This window comes from Neotabrizicola shimadae (genome assembly GCF_019623905.1).
In the GTDB taxonomy this organism is placed as follows: Bacteria; Pseudomonadota; Alphaproteobacteria; order Rhodobacterales; family Rhodobacteraceae; genus Neotabrizicola; species Neotabrizicola shimadae.
The window spans coordinates 102,750-119,227 of record NZ_CP069371.1; the positions used below are offsets into that span (position 1 = coordinate 102,750).

Annotated in this window: 17 protein-coding genes; 8 read left to right on the forward strand and 9 right to left on the reverse strand. The window is 62.4% G+C overall.

Annotated elements, in window-relative coordinates:
• Positions 1-84: 84 nt before the first annotated feature.
• The 5 genes from JO391_RS20745 to JO391_RS20765 all read right to left on the reverse strand — a co-directional run bounded on the left by JO391_RS20745 (position 85) and on the right by JO391_RS20765 (position 4,782).
• The gene (locus JO391_RS20745; RefSeq protein ID WP_220664685.1) at positions 85-1,110 is read right to left on the reverse strand and encodes a virulence RhuM family protein; all 1,026 of its coding nucleotides are present in this window, start codon (positions 1,108-1,110) and stop codon (positions 85-87) included.
• Positions 1,103-2,620, reverse strand: coding sequence for a type I restriction-modification system subunit M (locus tag JO391_RS20750; protein ID WP_220664686.1), 1,518 nt, complete (start codon positions 2,618-2,620; stop codon positions 1,103-1,105). Before JO391_RS20750 ends, JO391_RS20745 begins: the two co-directional genes overlap by 8 nt.
• Complete coding sequence (locus tag JO391_RS20755; RefSeq protein WP_220664687.1) at positions 2,617-3,222, reverse strand: restriction endonuclease subunit S domain-containing protein; 606 nt, start codon at positions 3,220-3,222, stop codon at positions 2,617-2,619. The genes JO391_RS20750 and JO391_RS20755 overlap by 4 nt, the downstream gene beginning before the upstream one ends.
• A gap of 157 nt (positions 3,223-3,379) precedes the next feature.
• Positions 3,380-4,429 (reverse strand): Fic family protein, encoded by a 1,050-nt coding sequence (locus JO391_RS20760; RefSeq protein ID WP_220664688.1) that lies wholly within the window; start codon positions 4,427-4,429, stop codon positions 3,380-3,382.
• 149 nt (positions 4,430-4,578) lie between these two features.
• Positions 4,579-4,782 (reverse strand): hypothetical protein, encoded by a 204-nt coding sequence (locus JO391_RS20765; protein ID WP_220664689.1) that lies wholly within the window; start codon positions 4,780-4,782, stop codon positions 4,579-4,581.
• Between the two features lie 264 nt (positions 4,783-5,046).
• On the opposite strand from JO391_RS20765, the gene JO391_RS20770 reads away from it, so the two are divergent.
• Positions 5,047-5,409, forward strand: a complete 363-nt coding sequence (locus JO391_RS20770; protein WP_220664690.1) for a bactofilin family protein — start codon at positions 5,047-5,049, stop codon at positions 5,407-5,409.
• A 6-nt stretch (positions 5,410-5,415) separates the two neighbouring features.
• On the opposite strand, the gene JO391_RS20775 is transcribed toward JO391_RS20770, so the two are convergent.
• Positions 5,416-5,676 (reverse strand): WGR domain-containing protein, encoded by a 261-nt coding sequence (locus JO391_RS20775; RefSeq protein ID WP_259444932.1) that lies wholly within the window; start codon positions 5,674-5,676, stop codon positions 5,416-5,418.
• 96 nt (positions 5,677-5,772) lie between these two features.
• A complete protein-coding gene (locus JO391_RS20780) occupies positions 5,773-5,982 on the reverse strand; it encodes a hypothetical protein (protein WP_220664691.1) in 210 nt (69 codons plus the stop codon).
• Between the two features lie 85 nt (positions 5,983-6,067).
• On the opposite strand from JO391_RS20780, the gene JO391_RS20785 reads away from it, so the two are divergent.
• Positions 6,068-6,532: a hypothetical protein gene (locus tag JO391_RS20785; RefSeq protein ID WP_220664692.1), complete on the forward strand. Its 465-nt coding sequence runs from the start codon at positions 6,068-6,070 to the stop codon at positions 6,530-6,532.
• A gap of 39 nt (positions 6,533-6,571) precedes the next feature.
• Here the strand turns inward: JO391_RS20785 and JO391_RS20790 are convergent, their stop codons facing one another.
• Both JO391_RS20790 and JO391_RS20795 read right to left on the reverse strand, forming a co-directional pair.
• Positions 6,572-7,246, reverse strand: a complete 675-nt coding sequence (locus JO391_RS20790; RefSeq protein WP_220664693.1) for a hypothetical protein — start codon at positions 7,244-7,246, stop codon at positions 6,572-6,574.
• Positions 7,243-8,007 carry a ParA family protein gene (locus tag JO391_RS20795; RefSeq protein ID WP_220664694.1) on the reverse strand — a complete coding sequence of 255 codons (765 nt, stop codon included), beginning with the start codon at positions 8,005-8,007 and terminating at the stop codon, positions 7,243-7,245. Before JO391_RS20795 ends, JO391_RS20790 begins: the two co-directional genes overlap by 4 nt.
• A gap of 1,058 nt (positions 8,008-9,065) precedes the next feature.
• On the opposite strand from JO391_RS20795, the gene JO391_RS20800 reads away from it, so the two are divergent.
• The 6 genes from JO391_RS20800 (at position 9,066) to JO391_RS20825 (ending at position 16,387) form a co-directional block, all read left to right on the forward strand.
• The gene (locus tag JO391_RS20800) at positions 9,066-9,539 is read left to right on the forward strand and encodes a plasmid mobilization protein (RefSeq protein ID WP_220664695.1); all 474 of its coding nucleotides are present in this window, start codon (positions 9,066-9,068) and stop codon (positions 9,537-9,539) included.
• A complete protein-coding gene (locus JO391_RS20805) occupies positions 9,536-11,413 on the forward strand; it encodes a relaxase/mobilization nuclease domain-containing protein (protein WP_220664696.1) in 1,878 nt (625 codons plus the stop codon). The genes JO391_RS20800 and JO391_RS20805 overlap by 4 nt, the downstream gene beginning before the upstream one ends.
• A 10-nt stretch (positions 11,414-11,423) precedes the next feature.
• Positions 11,424-13,301 (forward strand): type IV secretory system conjugative DNA transfer family protein, encoded by a 1,878-nt coding sequence (locus tag JO391_RS20810; protein ID WP_220664697.1) that lies wholly within the window; start codon positions 11,424-11,426, stop codon positions 13,299-13,301.
• 78 nt (positions 13,302-13,379) lie between these two features.
• Complete coding sequence (locus JO391_RS20815) at positions 13,380-14,378, forward strand: LacI family DNA-binding transcriptional regulator (protein WP_220664698.1); 999 nt, start codon at positions 13,380-13,382, stop codon at positions 14,376-14,378.
• 180 nt (positions 14,379-14,558) lie between these two features.
• The gene (locus tag JO391_RS20820) at positions 14,559-15,350 is read left to right on the forward strand and encodes a 3-methyl-2-oxobutanoate hydroxymethyltransferase (protein ID WP_220664699.1); all 792 of its coding nucleotides are present in this window, start codon (positions 14,559-14,561) and stop codon (positions 15,348-15,350) included.
• Between the two features lie 11 nt (positions 15,351-15,361).
• Positions 15,362-16,387, forward strand: coding sequence for a sterol desaturase family protein (locus JO391_RS20825; protein WP_220664700.1), 1,026 nt, complete (start codon positions 15,362-15,364; stop codon positions 16,385-16,387).
• The last annotated feature ends 91 nt before the right edge of the window (positions 16,388-16,478 follow it).

A 16,478-nucleotide genomic window follows, 5' to 3' on the forward strand; every position in this document is an offset into this window, starting at 1 on the left:
ACTCGTCCTTCGATCATGTGAGGGGACCGCTGGCGTCCTCCTTGCACTTCACCGGTGGCCGCCACAGGCATCATCGGGAACCGTCTATTCATTGTAGTCACCCGGCTTTCGCCCCTTCGCAGCCTTTTCCATCTCCTCCAACTGCGCGATGTCCGCTTCATCCGCCGCCAGTGCCTCGGCGGCGCGGCGGTTGGCGTCGAACACCTCGAACCGCTCGACGGCCAGCTTCTGCGCCACGTCCATCCGCAGCCGCCCCGCATGGGTCAGCACGTCGCGTTCGTTGAAGGACAGGAAAGCGTCAAGCTTGTCGGCCCATTCGGCCATGGCGACCGGGCGGCGGCGCCTCGCCTGGTCCTCGGCATAGTCGAGATACATCACGACGATGCGGTTGAGTTCCTCGACCTCCTCGGCTTTCAGGTAGTTCTTGGCGGTGCCGACATCGCCCTTGCGTACGACTGTGCCTTTCCAGCTGGTCAGGCCCATGTTGGGGGCGCTCGGATCGCTGCGGTTCTCGATCAGTTCGGCGGCCGTCTTTCCCGTGACCGCCCACAGCATCTTGTTCTGCACCTTCTTGAAGAAGGCCTGCGCCTGCTCGGACGTCTTGTCGTAATCGATGGCGGTCGTGTAGAGGTCGCGGACCTTCTGGTAGAAGCGCTTCTCCGAGGCGCGGATATCCCGGATGCGGGCAAGCCACTCGTCGAAATAGTCCCATTGCTCGGCTTGCTTCAGCCGGGCATCGTCCATGGCGAAGCCCTTGACCAGATATTCACGCAGGACAGTGGTGGCCCAACGGCGGAACTGGGTGCCGCGCGTCGAGCGGACCCGGTAGCCTACCGACAGGATGACATCGAGGTTGTAGGTGTCGACCTCGCGTTCGACCTGCCTGGCGCCCTCGGTTTGAACTATCCGGAATTTCCGGATAGTTGCTCCCGGATCGCACTCACCCTCGGCGAAAACGTTGCGGATGTGCTCGTTCACGGTGCGCACGTCCTTGTCGAACAGCTCCGCGATTTCCCGCTGGCTCAGCCAAACGGTGCCGTCCACGGCCCGCAGGCCGATCGTCGCAGTGCCGTCCTCGGTGCTGTAAAGGATCAGCTCGCCCTCAGACATCGACGCCCAGCTCCTTCAGGTAGCCAGCCATCTTGCTCCGCACCTCGGTCAGCTCGGCCTCTATGGTGTTGATCTGCTTCTGCAATGCGGCCACGTCGATTTCCTCCTCCGGCTCGAAGGTGTCGACGTAGCGGGGGATGTTGAGGTTGAATTCGTTCTCGGCGATCTCTTCGGGGCTGGCGCGGTGCGAGTACTTCTCGATCTCCTCCCGCGCAGCGTAGGTTTCCAGCACCTTGTTGATATGCGCCTCGTCCATCACGTTCTGGGTCTTGCCCGGCGTGAACTCTTTGCTGGCGTCGATGAACAGCACATCGCGCCGGCCCTCGTTGGCGCCGCCCTGTTCGCGAGAGCGGTCGAAGACGAGGATGGCCACCGGAATGCCCGTGGTCGTGAACAGGTTGGCGGGCAGGCCCACCACTGCGTCGAGCAGGTTTTCTTCGATCAGCGCCTGGCGGATGCGCCCCTCGGCCCCACCCCTGAACAGCACGCCATGCGGAACGATGACGGCCACCCGGCCACTCTGGCGCTTGGCGATCTCGATCATGTGGGTGATGAAGCCATAATCGCCCTTGGACTTCGGCGGGATGCCGCGCCAGTAACGCTTGAACTGGTCGGTATCCGCGTTCTCCGCACCCCACTTGTCGAGGCTGAACGGCGGATTGGCGACCACCACGTCGAACTTCATCAGGTGGTCGCCCTCGACCAGTGCGGGGCTGTTGAGTGTGTCGCACCATTCGATGCGCGCGGCGTCCTTCGCGTGGAGGAACATGTTCATCCGCGCCAGCGCCCAGGTCGCGCCGTTCACTTCCTGGCCGTAGAGGGCGAAGTTCTCCGATCCGACTTCCTCGGCCGCACGAATCAGCAGCGACCCGGACCCGCAGGCCGGGTCACAGATCGTGTCACCCGGCTTCGGGGCCGCAAGTTTGGCCAGCAGACGGGAGACGGCGGAGGGCGTGTAGAATTCGCCAGCTTTCTTGCCCGCGTCGGAGGCAAAGCGCGAGATCAGGTAGATGTAGCACTCCCCGATGATGTCTTCGGTCACGCGGCTCGGGCGCAGGTCGAGCGCAGGCTTGGCAAAATCCTCCAGTACGTTCTTCAAGCGCCGGTTGCGGTCCTTGACGCGCCCGAGGTTAGCTTCGGAGTTGAAGTCGATGTTGCGGAACACGCCTTCGAGCTTGGCGCGGTTGGCATCCTCGATCCGTTCCAGCGCGATGTTGATCCGCTCGCCGATATTGGGTTCGTTCCGGGACTCGTAGAGGTCGTAGAAGCTGGCGCCTTCGGGAAGGACGAAACGTTCGCGCTCCAGCCTGCGACGGATCCGGGTTTCATCCTCGCCATACTGTTTGCGATAGATTTGGAGGTGATCATTCCAGTGGTCAGAGATGTACTTCAGGAACAACATCACGAGGATGTAGTCCTTGTATTGACCGGCATCGACGACGCCCCGGAATGTGTCGCAAGCAGCCCAAGCCGTCTGGTTGACCTGTTGCTGCGTGAGTTGGTCGGTCATCTAGACGCCCTTTCTTGCAATGTTGCGGGTCGAAGCTTGTTCGCTCGTTCACCGAGGATCAGGCTCAGCATTTTTCTGCGTTTTTCAGCGACTAGTATGGCTAGCGCCCGTTCCTGTTCAGCAAGTGCATCGATCGCCACGATCTTTTCCTGTGTTCCGATGTCGGGAATCTCAAGGGCTAGGTCGTCGAGGCTAGATCTGGGGATCATCCGGATGTTTGTGCCACGCGCTGCTAAATCAAAGTGGCGTTGCGCAGGCGGCTGATTGATGGCCCATGCTAAATACTCCGGCAGCACAACATCAATGTTTGGGCGGAGCACCAGCAGTGGCAAGACAGCGAGCGCAGGCTCTTGGAGGCGTTTGTCAATAACGGAGGCCGTGTTGCGTTCTCCCCGCGACCGAAACACAACGTCGCCAGGCCTTACGAAATAACGATCAGGCAAGTCATCCAGCGGGACGCGCGTTAGTCGTTCTGGGTGGATGTTGCCATTTGTCGAAATGTCCCCCAGCTGGATCGTAAGCACGCCGCCATCGTGCGTGCCTTCCAGGCGGCCCCTGGCCGTGTATCCACTATGAATGGTGCAAACATCTGGGAGCAGCATGTTTGGAACTCTGTAGATTTCTCTACAGCACGTAAACTACAGCGGCGCCATTGTCAATCGATCCCGTGCTGTAGATCATCCTACAGCGGATGTGGGACTCGACTGTCGGCGTCTCGCCTGCCGGATCGGAGCGATGCTCAAAATTACATAATCAAAATTATCGGAGCGAATACCAGGCCCCCCTCCCGGCGCCGTTAAGGCTCAGGTGGCCATCTGCCACCAGCGCGCGGAAGTGCTGCTTCAGCGTATTTCGGTTCTGGCCGGACAGGCGCTCGGCGTCGCCAATGGTCAGACGACCGTGGTCTCGCACGAGGTCCAAGAGTTGCGCGGAAACTTCCGGAAGGCTGCCCATCAACAGTCGTTCACGCTCGATCTTCGCGCGCAGACGATGCATCTGGCGCTGCAGCGCGGTGAGGAAGAAGCTGAGCCACGGTTCCCAGTCCGGGCTGTCGGACCTGATCGTTCCCTGGGTCTGTCGAAGGGCCAGGTAGTAGGCCTCCTTGCTTTGCTCGATCACGCTTTCGAGGGAGGAATACGGTACATAGGCGTAGCCTGCGCGCAGAAGCAGCAGGGTGGTCAGGATCCGGCTGAGACGTCCGTTGCCGTCCTGGAACGGATGGATCTCGAGGAAGACCACGACGAAGACTCCGATCAGAAGCAGCGGATGCAGATCACGGTCCCGGGTGGCGGTGTTGTACCAGTCGATCAGTTCAGCCATGCGGCCCGGGGTGTCGAAGGGTGTGGCGGTCTCGAACACGACGCCAATCTGCCGCCCTGTCTCGTCGAAAGCTGCGATCGAGTTTGGCGCGGTCTTCCAGGCCCCCCTGTGTCGCTGGTCTTTGCTGCTGTGCCGCAGGAGGTCCCGGTGCAACTGGCGGATATGGTTTTCGGTCACGTCCATGTCGCGCCACGAGGCGAAGACCGTGTCCATGACCTGGGCGTAGCCTGCGACCTCCTCTTCGTCCCGGGTCGAGAAGGTCTGGATGTCGAGGTTGGAGAGCAGACGCTGGACCTCCTGATCTGAGAGGCGGCTTCCTTCAATGCGGGTCGAGGAACCGATGCTTTCGATCGTAGCGACACGGCGTAAGGCGGACAGCCGCTCGGGAGCGAGACTTCCGAGCGCGCGCCATGCGCCCTTGAACTCGTCAATTTCGGCGATGATCGAAAGAAAGGTCGGGGTGATGCGGAGCGTATGGGTTTGGATCATGCCCAATTCTATACCCAATAACACCCATTTCCCGCAACCCATTTCTTGACCCAATTACACCCGATTAGCGGCGGAACCACCGGTCGCGCATGGGATCCGGACAACTGCAGACAAGATGGCGGTCGACTACTAGGCCCGACCCGAGCGTATCAGGCCATGCCTCCGTTGCCGGCTTCGGAAAGGCGGGCCAGATGAGCGCGCGCTCCGGTCGTTATAGACCCTCCCCTGCAGACGGGCTCCCAGGCATCGAAGGGAACGGCGAGGCGCAGCTTCATCTCGCCTTCGAACTCCTCATGCCTGAAGTTGGAGGCGGGATCAGTCAAGCTATTGCGCCCTTCGTGTTCCATCATCATCACCCTCGCCGGAAGTTCACCGGAATACCCTAGCCCTTCGTTTTCATCGTGGACAACACCAACCAACAGTCTGACGCTTCCTCATGAGCGATAGGCGCAAACTGTATTGCTCATGAGGGACGACCGGCGACGACCCTGGCCGGATGTGTTGTACATCGCCGAGTGCTGCCGCGCTTCTTCGCCGATCACAGCGCCGCGCGTTGCCCTTTCGTTTCGCTTCTGGTCCAGTCGTGCGGCACGAAGTTGAGCTGAGGCGGCACCAAGATGAAGACCCCACATGGCGACCTCGACCGTTGGCCGGACCCGGCCGTCGCAAACGCCCGCCGCAGCGTTTTCGCGCAGGACCTTGTCGTCGAAGGCGATACCACCTCCAGTGGACCGATCGAGGTCCAAGGCAACGTAATTGGCTCATTGAGGGCGCCGGAGATCACCGTCGCTGGGTCAGGTCGTGTTGAAGGTTCCGTCGTCGCCCACGACCTCGTCGTGCTTGGGGCGGTTTCGGGCATGATCTCGGCTCGAAACGTTCAGCTCGCGCCAAGTGCGATCGTGCAGGCCGATGTCATCCATGATCGGATCGCCATCGAGGCCGGAGCCGAGCTGGAGGGCAGGCTTCAGCGGAAGGCCTGACAGATCTCACACCGCAAGGTCTGGCGGTACCATTTGGCCTGCCGGCAGATAGCCCCGCCGCATCTTCTGTCGGAGCGTGTGGGATGCCGCCCTCTCCGCTTCTTCAACGGAAGCACAGGTTTCGATGCTCGTCCGGCCGTGGGTCCCGATCCGGCCCCAGGTTCGCAAGACGGAGACGTCGCCGAACAACGTCGCCGCAACATCGATGCAGTAGAGCCGCGCCATGTTGCCCTCAGAGTCGATGCGATGCAGATGCGCCAGAGCCATGGCGGTCCTCCCCTGCACAGACTCCGACTTGCTGCCCTCCAAGTCCAATTGCTTTTCTGAATCGATCCGGGCGCTCCGATTCAGAAAGCTGATGGGTCATAGCGACGGATCGCCCGATTCTTTCTCGACAACCTCCACCCAAAGGACGCCGCGCAGGGTTTCCTCCGGGACCAGCCATACGGTCCTGAAGCGACCGCCGGCGGTACGGTGCCGTTCTGCGACGAGTTCCCTGCCTTCACGGTCGATCCGCCACAGACGACGATCAATGGTCGGGTTTTTGGATCTGGGTCTAGTGACGTCCTCCATGCCAGCCTCCGATCGGTCGCTGACGATTTGCAGTCATGGACAGAGGCGCCTTCAGGACATATCTAACGCCATCATAAGTGGTGCTTTGCTGTCGCCACGCGAACCACGAAAGGCGTTCCTGTCGATGCATGTTCTCTCCCCTGTTCTGGTTGCTTCCGCGCTTGCGACGATGTCTGTTCCTGTCCACGCGCTTGACGCCTGGACGGTCGGTGTCGAGCGTGGCCTGCCGACCTACGCGCTCATCAGCGAGGCAGGTGAGGTGCGGCTTGTCTGCGATCCGGATCGCGTCTTCGGTCCGACGTCCAACGGTTCTCTTGTGGTCCGCTTCGAAAAGGACGCCGCGCCGGACATGGTCGTCGTGCTCGCGAAGTCCGGTGAACAAGCCCGTTTGCCGCTCAAGAACGGCGTCGCTGCCCAAGCGTCGGCTGAAGCTGTGGACTGGGCGAAGATGGTTGCGACCTTCCGGGCGGGCGGTGAGTTCGCCCTGGTCACGAGCGCCGACAGCCTGACCTTCGAGACAGCGCCGCTGCCCGAGCTTGCCTGCGAGTGATCGCAGGCAGTTCATCGAATTCTGTTGCATGGTCCGGGTCTATCTGACGCGTCGCGCCTCGATGAGCCGCGACGCGATGGCGGCGAGGAAGGCACCCACGATCGTCGCCCGGGGCTCGATCTGCCAGGGGTCACCAAGGGCTACATGCATGGCCCGGATCGCAGAGCTTTGGGCGTAGACGGTCATCGCTTCGCCGACAGCCATGTCTGTTGCCGACATGGCGAAGATGCGCCTCGCCTCGTCTGCATGCGGCATGATCTCTTCTTCTGCCAATAGCCGCCGCAATTCCGCGCGAGCTTCCTTGGCAAAGGCGCGCAGCATGTAGGCCGAGGTCACCTCGCCCGCACCCGGGATCTGCTCCAGACGCCTCTCGGTCGCGAGCGGAAGGCGAAAGAGGACCACCAGCTTCTCTTTCCGGGGCTTCGAGACCACACCAGCGGGAGCGCCGGGCGGCAATGAAAGTGGCGACGGCGGTCCCCCCTCCCCTTCCCTCTTCCCGGCCAACCCCGCTTCCCTCTTGGGCATCGATGGCTGATCAGGGAGTTGGGCCTCGAGGCTCTCTGCTGAGAGTTCCGCTTCCGGCGCTCGCCGTTCGGCAAGAATGCGCGATTGTACCTCGCGCGACGATCGCAGCCGCGCTGCGGAGTTCTGCAGGCCCGGCTCTTCTGCCGCCGGGGATGGTGCGACGCGTGCAGGAAGGCGGAAGCGGCTCATGCAGGGATCACCTCGTCGATCCCTGTGAGAACGAGTTCCGCGACTTCAAGCTGGCGGGTTATGGCGTCCGCCAGCAGCCGACCGCCGGTCGCCTTGGCGTTGGCGCGGGCTGCTGGTCCGAGGGGGCCGTGGTAGCCCAATTGTTCGAGGATGCGCGAATGCGGCACGATCACGTCGAGGTGGTCGAGACGCAGGATCTCTTGCAGCACGTCCTGGTCGCGTTTCGGCAGTTGCGCCATTCCTCCTTCCCGGGTTGCGGCATCGATGATCTTCGGCCCGGCATCCATGACCAGGACCCGGACTGCCGGGAAGCGCTCACCTTCGGCAATCGAGGCGCGGAGGTCGTCCATCCAGAGGACGGCGCGATGGGTCATTTCCCATTCGGCATAGACGGGGCGCGCAGGGATCAGCACCAGGTCGGAGATCAGACAGAAGTCCTCAGTGTCGGTGTGAGTGCCCGGCCGGGTGTCGATCACGACGAGATCGACGCCACGCGACTCCTCAGCCTCGAGGAGCGACAGCAGCCCTTCGACGCTCTCGGGTGGCGAGAGGATTGCGAGGCTCTCCGGCCAGTCGGGCTTCTGCGCCCCCTCCCAGACGGCCAGTTCGAAACTGTCTCGCCAACGGCCGAGTTGGGCGTTGACGTCGCCATCGATCAGGGTGACGCGGCGCCCGAGGTTCAGTGCTGCAGATGCGAGAAGCATGGCGGTCGTGGTCTTGCCCGATCCGCCCTTGGTCTGCACGATGGTAATGACTTGCATGAAAAGACGCCTCCACAAACGGTACTCGATACCCCTTGCACTGACGCCCGGCGCTCTTTCATGACGCTACGGAAGCCGATGCGCCGAGCGCAAGCCGAGACCAAGCGAAGCCATTGTAAAGGCGTCACTAATCCGACCGGCGTCCGGTGCGCCGTTTAGGCATATGGTTGCAAGAACGTCAAATGGCATGTGCTGGAAGTTGTAACACAACGCCCTGGGCTTCATGTTTCTTAAGGATTCCCGCAGCCATAATGCTGCGGCGCGGCGTCTGAGCCGTCCAAAGGCGTGACCGCAATCGCGGCCGTCTGCCTTCCGGCCCGTATGACGGTTTGCATGTCTGAATGCTTGCATAGGTGACAGGCCGCGCATCTGCACTGGAACCAGTCCGCATGGCTGGCCCGAAGGCAAGGCGACAGCAGGCCTACGTCGGGGAACGATCCCGAACTTGACCCGCCAACCGCCTGCATGCCGGACAATCTGCCTGCTTGCCTGTCGGCCTGCTTGCCAGTTCGCCCTGTGACGGGTTGACGCTGCGCCGATCCAGCTTGTGGCTTCATGCCCAAAGCTATTCATAGTCCGCCATTTTCCGTCATGGGCAGGCCTCGGAGCATCCGGAGACCCCTTCCCCCGCCCCTCTTCTCTTCCCTGGCATCCCTTCCTTCAGACTGTCGTGCCCGTCCCAACAGTCCCTCGTGGAGGAACCGTACACTTCTGGTAAGCCCGAGCTTTCAAGGCGCTCCACCCGTTTGGTCTCGAGTGAAACGGAGGCCTGGCGGCCGGGGCGCAGGGATCCAGTCGGCGGGCCAGCCGCCGACCCCTGTCGCCATATTGAGTCCTCACCGGCTGTCCGGTTTCCGCACGCGGGCTCCTCTTCGGAGGTGCGGAAACCGGCCGGTGAGGACGGTTGGCAGGAACGGTGGTGTGTGGTACATGATGCGCAACGACTTCAAAACACATGTAATGATGCAATGCCACGCTCACGCCTGACCTCTGCCGAGACTGCCGCCGTCAAGGCGCGGCTCCTCGCTGGCGAGAGCGTCGCGGCCGTGGCGAGGTCGATGGGCCGTTCCCGCCAGGCGCTGTCTCGGATCAAGGGCAGCCTTGATCGGAAGGAGGTGCGGCGGCTTTCGGTCAAGCTGAACATCCGCATCACGGAAGACGAGCATGCAGCCTTTCAGGCGGTTGCCGAGGCAAGCGGTCTGACGGTCTCCGAGGCAGTCCGGCATCTGGTCAGACAGGCAAGCGATCGTCTGGCCATCCAGGCAGACGAGCTTGATGCCATCGCTGCAGCAAGGCGGGAGTTGTCGGCCGTCGGCAACAACCTCAACCAGATCGCTCGTCTGGGGGCGGTCGGTCGTCTGACCTGGAATGCCCGCGATGCCGCCCTGGTGCGCAAGTTGGGGGCACGGGTCGATGACCTGGTTGAAGAGGTGGTCCGCCTCCTCTCGGCGCTGAGAGCCAAGCAGGGACTCGGGCATCAAGCCTCTTCCTTCGCTCCTGCCGCCGACGTGTCTGCCGAGGCGCCGAAATGACCCGGTCGCCTTCCGTTGAGGATCTGGTTCTCGGTCATGTTCTCGACGACCGTCGTCGTGGGCGAGGCGGTGGCGAGGGTGCCGCGTCCCGTCTCGGCACGCGAAAGGAACGCCAGACCCGGGCACTTCTGCGAAACGCTGGTGGGCCCCGTGGCTGGCAGTCGGTCGTCAAACGTATCGCCGGCGGCAGCGCCCGAACGCCTCAGGAGCTGAAGCGCCTTCTCGACTATGTGGCCCGGGAAGAGGGGGTCCAGAGCACCTGGTGCAATCTGGCGGGCTATGAGCGTGACTTCGATCCCGAGCGAACGGAGCGGACGGCGGATATCTGGTCTTCGACTTGGACCGGTGCGCCGCGACGTGGACATGCCGATCACATCGTCCTGAGCTTCCCGCGCGGCGTGGACGCCGAGCGCGCCGAGGTCATCGCCCGGGAATGGGGGCAGGCTGTCTTCGGGTCCGGTGAGTATGGGGATGTCTGGCGCTATGTCGCCGCCCTGCACAAGGACACTGACCACCTGCATGCTCATTTCGTGGTCGACAAGCATGGCATCGAGGAAGGCCGGTTCCTGTCGATCTGTCGTCATGCTGCATTGAACTTCGACGTAATGCGCGAGCTTCACGCAGAAATCAGCCAGTCGCACGGGCTGAACATCCTCGCCTCGTCGCGCCTTTCCCGCGGCATCATCGAGAACCCGCCGCGCCAGTCCGATCTGCGTGCATCGCGAGAGGGCGGGAAGGTCACGCCCCCTCCCCCGCCGCCGCTGTCCGACGGGGAGCGGAGCCGACGGCTTGCCGCGATGCAGGGCTTTGCCCGTGAGTACGAAGCCTTAGGCGACCTCGCCGGTCTTGCCGCCGCAACTGGCGCCGAGGCTGGCACCTCTTCCTACCTTTCCCGGCTGGCCCGAGCGCTTGGCGCGTCTGCCGCCGCACTCAGACAAGGAGTTCCTCTCATGCCCGATCACTCGCTTCATGCCGAAGGCGATCCCGCTGCGCGGGTTGAGGCTGCGCGCAGCGAGATGGTCGCTTCGGCCACCGAGGCCTGGGAGGCGATCCGCGCCATGGAACCCTCGGCAGAGCGAGTCGATCTTGAACGGAGCTTTGCCGAACAGGCGCGCGCCTCCCTGAAACTTGCGCCCGACAGCATCCTCCTCGCAGAGCATGCCCAGGTTGCCGACCGGAACACCGATCCCTATCACAACCCGACCCTCGCCTCGCTTTCGCGGTTGGAGCAGGGCCAGACTGAGGGCGTTTCTCTCGACGAAGGCCTGCGCGCAACCCTCGCTCACGTTCGGGACGAGATTGGCGAACGGCTGACAGCGCTCTTCTCGATCCGGGAAGATGAGCTTCGCATAGCCGGTACGTCCGTCGAGGAAATGGTCGCCCGCTTCAGTTTGGCCGAGCGCAGCGAAGGTCAGCGGGCGAGCTGGATCACGGAGCAGCCGAACACGATGCAAAAGGTGTTCTGGATGGAAACGGAGCGCGCTTTGGGACAGGAGGTTCAGGCGGAAGTCGCGGCTTTCAGCCTAGCGCCGGAGTTGACCGAGGCCATTGCGCGTGACCAGTTGCTGAACGCCGATCGCCATATGAAGCTCTCCGAGGTGCCCGCGCTGGAAGCCATCGTCGATCGGATGCACGAGACCCTGAAGCCCGAGGACCTCGACCGCGTTCGGTCCGGCGATCTGGCACCGCTCAACGAGCAGGTCCGGGATCCGGCACTCCGGGCCGCCGTCGCGCATGAACTGAAGAACGAAGGCGACCTCGATCAGTCGAGCGAGGTCGGACCCTGGGCGGACCTGGCACGGGCGCAGCATCGCGCTGCCGAACTGGGGCAGCGCGACCGCACCGTAGAGCGCGACACCGACCACGAACTCTGAGGACAGACCCATGCTTTCGAACCTCGATACCGCCTGGCGGTATCCGCTGGCGTTGCTCCTTGGCCTGCTGACCGGTCTCTATATCGGCGGCATGCTGGCAACGATCTACGTGATCGCCGCCTTTCGCGAGAGCCTCGACACCTTGAGCCCGATAGGCCCCTGGTTCCTGCGCTATGCTTGGGCTGACCTCGCCGCACGGCCTTCGGTCCTGCAGGGCGCGATGATCATCAACGGTGCCGTGACCGTCGCCTTGACGCTCGTCGGTTTGGCCGGGGTACATCGCGGTCGCCTCAACCAATATGACGATGCGCATTTCCAGTCGCGCCGTGAGTTGAAGCGCAACAACATGGTCGGGACCCTCGACCAGAACGGTTTCATCTTCGGCAAGCTCGGCCTCCCAAAATCCGACGCGCCCTTCGTGATGGCGCCGCCGGACCGCTTCCCGCATGCGATGATGATCGCGCCCACGGGCCGCGGGAAGGGCGTCGGCTTCGTCATCCCGAACCTCCTCCACTTCTCGGGCTCAGCGATCATCCTCGACGTAAAGGGCGAGAACTTCGCCAAGACATCCATCCACCGCAAACACGGCCTGAAGAACGGCATCTGGTACTTCTCGCCCTTCGATGAAGACCGTGGCTCGCACCGGTTCAATCCGCTTGCCCGGATCGCCGCCCTGCCCTCCGCCGAGCGTCAGTACACCGCGCTGAACTCTATGGCCGATCTCTTCCTCATCCCGGAAGGCGAAAGTGCGCAGAGCTTCTTCAATGCTGGCAAACGGCTCTTCATCGCCTCGTGCCTCTACGCCATCGAACAGCGCCGCCCGACTTTGGGCTTTGCCGGTGAGATTATGGCCGGTGGCGGCGACAAGAAGAAGAGCTACACGGCCATCGCCGAGACCACGAACATCCCGATCGTCTCCCGCACCTTCCTCGAGATGGCCGACGTCCCGGAAAAGACCCTTGGGGCCTATGTGTCCGTCATCCAAGGATCCGGTCTGGAACTCTGGAATGACCCGGCCGTGGACCGGGTGACCTCTGCCAGCGACTTCGACTTCTCGACCTTCCGCCGCGATCCCCAAAGCCTCTACATCGTCGTCCAGCCCGAGCACCTGAAAACTCTGGCCCCCCTCGTCCGCCTACTCTTCGCGGATGCCATTGCCTCCCTGCAGCGCCGTGAGCCTAGGCGTGACGAACCCCATGCGGTCATGTTCCTGATGGACGAGTTCGACCAGCTCGGCCGCCAGCCCCTCGTCCTCTCTTCCATCAAGACCATCCGCAGCTTCGGCGGGCGGTTTTTCATCATCTCGCAGACCATTCCCGGTCTCGATGACATCTATGGCGAGACCGGGCGGCGGTCCCTGCAGGGTGGCGCTGGTGTCCAGATCTACATGACGCCGCAGGATGACCGGACCGCAGAGGTGCTGTCGAATGCTTTGGGGCGTTCTACCATCACCGCCGTGACCGAGAGTCAGTCGCGGGTGCGGGCGCTGGAGGACAGTGCCAATGTCAGCAGGCGGTCGGAAGAGCGGCCATTGATTTCGGCAAACGAGGTGCTGCGGTTTCCGCTGAGTGAGGTGCTCGTCCTGCCCGAGGGACAGTATCCGATCCGCGCACGGCACATCCGGTACTATGAGGATCGGCACTTCGGGCCTATTGATCGAGCGAGAGGCGAGCGCAGCGTATTCAGCGGCTTGATTGTCCAGGATGCACAGGGTCATCATTCCTCAGCACGACTGTCGGATCTGCATCGCAGCGGGCAGAACGCCACGGATCTTGCTGCGACGCTTCCGGAAGCGACAGCAGCGTTTCGTGGCATCACCCAGTCCGCGAAAGCAAACAGGCGGATCGTGAGGCGCAAGGAATCGACGGTAGGAATAGCCATTGCTTAGATCGCAGCATTTGCAAATTGCTTTGTCGTCGCCGATGGTTCGGCACTGATCGATTCAGATCAGATGGAGGCTTCAGACGTGTCGAAACCCACCTATGCAGAGGTTGCAAAGCTCGCAAATGTCGGCACAGCGACGGTGGAGCGCGTCCTGAACGGCCGTGGCGGTGTTCGCCCGGAGACGGTCGAGAAGGTTCTGCTTGCCGCGCGGGCGCTTGACTGGCCGGGGCGTCTGCCCGAGCAGCATCGGGGGATCATCCGCATCGAGGTCATTCTCGTGCGCCCCGACACGTCATTCTACGCGCGGCTGGCGCGGGCCTTCCGGCGGATCGCGACCTCGTTGGACCCATCCATTCAGATCCAGCTGACATTCCTGCAAGAGGATGACCCCCAGGCTATTGCCAACCGAATCCTGAACCCGCCAATGCGTCGGTCGGGGCTGGCGGTTGTATGCCCGGCCTATGACGAGGTCGCTGCGGCTTTGGCGCAGGTGCGACTGACGGGCCTGCCGATTGTGCAGATTGTCAGCCGGATCGTTGAGGACCTCGACTTCGTCGGCATCGACAATGTTGCAGCCGGTCGGCTGGCGGCCATGATGGTTTCACGGCTGGGCGACGTCCGGGGAACCGTTGTCGCCTTGTGCCACAGCCAGATTTACGAGGTGCACCGCGACCGAATCCGGGGATTCTCGGATTACATGGCCGCAAATGCCAAGGACGGCCTTTCCTTCAACCTCGTTGCCTTTGGGCATGACGAACAGGACATGAGCGCCCGGCGGATGACTGAGGCGATCCGGGACTGGCCTGATCTGGCCGCCGTCTACAATTCGGGTGGAGCGAACTCATCGGTCTTGCGAGAGTTGCGGCGGGCCCGGCGGAAGGTGTTTTTCGTCGGCCACGAGCTGACCGACGTCACGCGCGCGGCACTATCAGATGGCATCGCCGACGTCATTTTCGATCAGGCGCCGGAAGCACAAGCCCGGCGAACGACGGACCTTCTGCTCTCCAAGATCGGACTTCTGACCGAAATCGTCGAGAACCCGCCCGTTCGCTTCATCACGATCACAGCAGAGAATCTGTGACCATGCCCTATGTGTCTGGGACGGACAGCTTGCCAAGGTGGGTTTTCAAAGCGGCGCCTTGATCGAAGTCAAACAGACCAAACCTAACCTCACGTTTGATCTGATCAGATCAAGAATTGACGGGCATCCAGACCATTCATCCAGTATCCCGGTGAGCGCGAACAAGGGGGGAGCGCGCGGATGTCCGGCCGGGTTACGGTGTATGATCTTCTGTCCCGCAAGGGGCAATCCAAATGGCTGCAGATGCATGTGGACAACGGTCCCGAAGCTGCTGCAGCGGTCGAGGCCGGCATCGTCATCCTGTCCTGCGATCCCGATCACACCCTTGTGGCGGTGCGCGAAGCCGCACCCACGGCGCTGATCTCGGCCGGAATGCTGCATGGCAGCGTCTCGTCGCCGGATGAAGCGATCCGCGAGGGGTTCGCCATCCTGAAGCGCGGCGCGGATACGGTCTATTGCTCGCACTCCCCCCGGTTCATCGAGGCCATGGCGCGGGAAGGCATTCCGGTGACGGGCCATGTCGGGCTGGTGCCGAATTGGGCAGCCTGGACCAGTTTTCGAGCCATCGGCAAGACGGCGGATGAAGCGCTGAAGGTGCTACGCGCCGTCAAGGATCTGGAAAACGCTGGTGCCGCCACCATCGAGGTTGAGGTCGTCCCGGTCGAACTGGCCGATTACATCACCAAGAACACGCCGATGATTACGATGGGCATGGGCTGCGGCGATGTCTGTGACACGCAGTATCTGTTCTCCTGCGATGTCCTTGGCACCCATGATGGGCGCTATCCCCGCCATTCCAAGAAATACGCCGACTTCATGGCGCTTGAGGCCGAATTGCAGGCCAAGCGCGTCGAGGCCTTCCGCGCCTTTGCTGCCGAAGTCGAGGACAAGGCTTATCCGCAACCGAACCACGAGGTCCGCATGAACGCGGCGGAGTTCGAGAAATTCACCGCCCGCGCGCAGACCATCTGAAGGAGGGAAAATTGGACGATCTCAAATTTGGAACGCGCGACAAGCGCGGCAACTGGACCCCGAACGAACCGGCGGGCACGGCCCCGGTGTTCGTCTGGCCGCCAAGGCCGCTTGCGGTCCTGAAATGGCTGCCTGGCTATTTCTTCCCCTACAACATCCTGTTCTTCCTGTCGGCACTGGCCTGGTGGAACTGGGTCATTCCGCCCGTCGAAGTGATGCAAACGCTGGCCTGGGGCTGGGTTCTGAAGCTGTTCGCAGTGAATGCGGTCGCGGTGTTCCTGTGGTATTTCGCGTTCGAACTGCAACTCTACATTCGCCGGGCGCAGGGCAACCGCTTCAAGTACAACGGCAAGTTCCCGGCCGATGCGCCGTCGGACGTTTTCTGGTTCAGGAGCCAGAACCTCGACAACGTTCTGCGCGGGTTTCTGTCGGGTGTGCCCTTGTGGACGGCGGTGCAGGTGATCGTGCTGTGGGCCTTTGCCAATGGCTATGCCCCCTGGCTCAGCTTTGCCGACCATCCGGTCTATCTGGCGCTGCTGTGCCTCGTCGTGCCGGTGATCCACGAGTTTCACTTCTTCTGCATCCACCGGCTGATCCATACGCCTTTGCTCTACAAATGGGTGCATTCGGTTCACCACAACTCGATCAACCCGAGCCCGTGGTCGTCCCTCAGCATGCACCCGGTCGAGCACCTTTTGTACTTCTCGACCATCTTCTACCACCTGATCATCCCGTCGAACCCGATCATTGCGATCTACCAGCTGCATGTCGCGGGCTTCGGTGCTGTTCCTGGCCACGTCGGCTTCGACAAGATCGAGGTCACCGACGAGACCACGGTCGATAGCCACGCCTACATCCACTACCTGCACCACAAGTATTTCGAGGTGAACTATGGCGACGGGCTGATCCCGATCGACAAGTGGCTGGGCACATTCCACGACGGATCGAAGGACTCCGACGAACAGATGAAGGCGCGGTTCCAGGCCAAGAAGGCACGAGCCAACGCCAAGAAATCGGTGGGCACGCCCGCCGAGTAAAGAGTGCGTGCTCCGGGCGCGCCTGCCCGGGGCCACGAACAACAGGCAACGCAACGCCGCAATCGCGCGGCAATCAGGGGAGGAGACCCAG